General features: G+C 59.8%; 3 protein-coding genes and 1 pseudogene (2 of these 4 cut by a window edge). 2 read left to right on the top strand and 2 right to left on the bottom strand.

From position 1 onward, the window contains the following. Nucleotides 1–834 carry the 3' portion of an IS66 family transposase gene (locus tag NYQ88_RS19275; protein ID WP_275651119.1) on the top strand. Its footprint begins 711 nt before the window's first position, so only the last 834 of its 1,545 coding nucleotides appear in the window; the start codon falls outside the window, past its left edge; its stop codon occupies nucleotides 832–834. A 179-nt stretch (nucleotides 835–1,013) separates the two neighbouring features. Further along, entirely contained in the window at nucleotides 1,014–1,160 is a 147-nt protein-coding gene (locus tag NYQ88_RS19270; RefSeq protein WP_275651118.1) for a hypothetical protein, read from the top strand. A gap of 25 nt (nucleotides 1,161–1,185) precedes the next feature. Here NYQ88_RS19270 and NYQ88_RS19265 read toward each other — a convergent pair whose 3' ends face one another. Both NYQ88_RS19265 and NYQ88_RS19260 read right to left on the bottom strand, forming a co-directional pair. After that, complete coding sequence (locus tag NYQ88_RS19265; protein WP_275652693.1) at nucleotides 1,186–1,800, bottom strand: hypothetical protein; 615 nt, start codon at nucleotides 1,798–1,800, stop codon at nucleotides 1,186–1,188. Nucleotides 1,801–1,872: 72 nt separating this feature from the next. Beyond that, nucleotides 1,873–2,500, bottom strand: a pseudogene (locus NYQ88_RS19260) (IS5 family transposase); its annotated part runs 46 nt beyond the window's last position; the annotation flags it as partial.

The following is a 2,500-nucleotide window of genomic DNA, read 5'->3' as shown; positions in this document are numbered from 1 at the left end:
TCAAAGCTGTTCATGGACGAAACTCGCGCGCCGGTGCTCGATCCCGGTACCCGAAAAACCAAGACCGGTTACTTCTGGGCCCTAGCCCGCGATGATCGGCCCTGGAGTGGCACCGCGCCACCCGGTGTTGCCTTCACCTACGCGCCCGGCCGAGGCGGCCTTCATGCCGAACGGATCTTGCAGGGCTTTGGCGGCATCCTGCAGGTGGATGGCTATGCCGGCTATAATCGGCTGATCGCGCCTGGACGCGTCGGTTCGAATATCAGGCTCGCCTATTGCTGGGCCCATGCCCGCCGCAAGTTGGTGGATATAACGCGCGCGGGAAACGCCCCTATTGCGGAAGAGGGTGTGAGGCTGATCCGCGAACTCTATTCCATCGAGGCCGATATCCGAGGCCAGGGCCCGGATGACCGCCTGGCTGCGCGCCAGCAGAGATCGGCGCCGGCCGCCGCCCGGATAAGAGAATGGCTCGATCATCATCGCGCCCGCGTGTCCGCGAAAGCGCCCCTCGGGGAGGCACTGGGCTACATCGCCAAATACTGGCCGGGGTTGGTGCTATTCCTGGCCGATGGCCGCATCGAGCTCGACAACAATGCCGTCGAGCGGACTATCCGTCCGATTGCGCTGAACCGGAAAAACGCGCTCTTTGCCGGTCATGATGCTGGCGCCGAAAACTGGGCCGTCATCGCCTCGCTGATCGAAACCTGCAAGCTGAACGGCGTCGACCCCTACGCTTGGCTCGCCACGACCCTCCGCGCCCTCGTGAGCGACCACAAGCAGAGCCGCATCAACGATCTGCTGCCGTGGAATTATGCTTCACAGCTGGGCGATTGACGCTGTTGGCTCTGGCGGCATAATCGGAAATCACCAGCAACGAGGCGCCCTCTACGAACGATCAAGACGACCCCAACCTGGTCACATCAGGCAAGAGCCAGCGGGTAGTCGTTGATGGCTATGCCTTCTTCATCAACATCCATCGTCTCGAAACCGACGAGACATGGAACCTGGAGGTCGTGGACTATCAGGACGCCAGCCACGTCTGGGACGACCAGTTCCGGTCCGACAGCGAGGCACGAGATGCAGCCCTGGCCGCACTGAAAAGCGAGGGCGCCATCGCCTTCATGCGCGGCAACAACGTCGTGCAGTTCCCGAGATCCTGACACCTACGTGGCCGCAGAACACCGCTTACGGAAAGGTGTTCCGCACCGAATCTGGTCCACCGTTCTTTAGCGGCACCATATGGATGATTACCGTCTCGAATTTGCGACCAGAGAGATCAGGTGTGAGTTCGCCGCAAAACAGGCAGGCGTGTCCATACAGGACGGAGGTGTGGTTGCGGACACGTGTACTGCGAATACGCGCCAGCCGCATTTGATGGGTCTCGCCCTGAAACCGATTCTCAGTGTCTTCTTCAAGTCCCATGAGAGAAGTGTTCGGCAGGCGTTCCATAGCCAAGTCATAGGCGCGTTCAGGGAGCGTCCACACGATGTTGGAATAGGCGTAAAAAGGACGAGGCTGGGCTTCGATGAGCCTGTTCATCTCCTGGAGGATGAGCGGCTTGGAAAACTTCTCGACGACGTCAAAGAGGATATCCAAGCTCCTCGGGGGGGCTCGAGCTGGTACGACGTCCGCAATTCGTCCGACGCCGTAGAAGTGAGATTGGCCGGAGTCGCGCGGATTATGAAGAAGCAGGGTGGCGCCGATCACAGCCAGGGGGCGCACCTCGTGAAAGATCGGCACGGTCAACACCCGATCATTATCCCGAAGTTTCTCTGACCGGGCATTCAGAACGAAGACCATGCGCGCGCTCTACGTAAATTTCCCAAGCGGCAATGTACGTGTGTGCGACCGATTTTTAGGGTTGAGACTCAATCATAGCCAGTACGCAACTGCTGCTGCGAGCATGACGGCAGATAGATAATTCCGAGCGAGCTTGTCGTACCGTGTGGCGACGCGGCGGAAATCCTTGAGGCGGCAGAACATGGCCTCAACGCGCCAGCGGTCCTTGTAGCGTTTCTCATCGTATCGGATTTTGCGCTTGCGGTTCTTGCGGCCGGGGATCACCGGGATGGTGTTTTGACTTCGAAGAGTGGAGCGAAGACGGTTGGCATCATAGCCCCGGTCCGCGATAATCCTCTTCATACCCGTTGTGTGGGCGATGAGCAGATCTGCTCCCTTCATGTCCGAGGCATTGCCGGGTGTCAGGACGAGGCAGAGTGGTCTGCCGATAACGTCGACAAGCGCATGGACCTTGGTGGTCCGGCCACCACGCGAGATGCCAATGGCATTGGCTCGCGCCCCCCTTTTCCCCCACCTGCACAACGATGGGCCTTGATATAGCTGCTGTCGATCTGGGCGGTCTCGGCAATCCAGCCCTGTTCGGTCAGAGCCGCAAGAATGCGTGCCCATATACCGCGGCGGCTCCAACGGTTCCAACGATTGTAGATGGTGGTCGAAGGACCATACTCGCCAGGGCAATCAGCCCAGCGCCCGCCGCATT

Origin of the sequence: Devosia sp. SD17-2, from assembly GCF_029201565.1 — a bacterium.
GTDB lineage: Bacteria > Pseudomonadota > Alphaproteobacteria > Rhizobiales > Devosiaceae > Devosia.
This window is presented reverse-complemented; position numbering and strand designations above follow the sequence as displayed.

Coding starts and splice junctions, on each gene's coding strand:
- NYQ88_RS19265 (WP_275652693.1), bottom strand. CDS start 1,800: ATGGTCTTCGTTCTGAATGCCCGGTCAGAGAAACTTCGGGATAATGAT.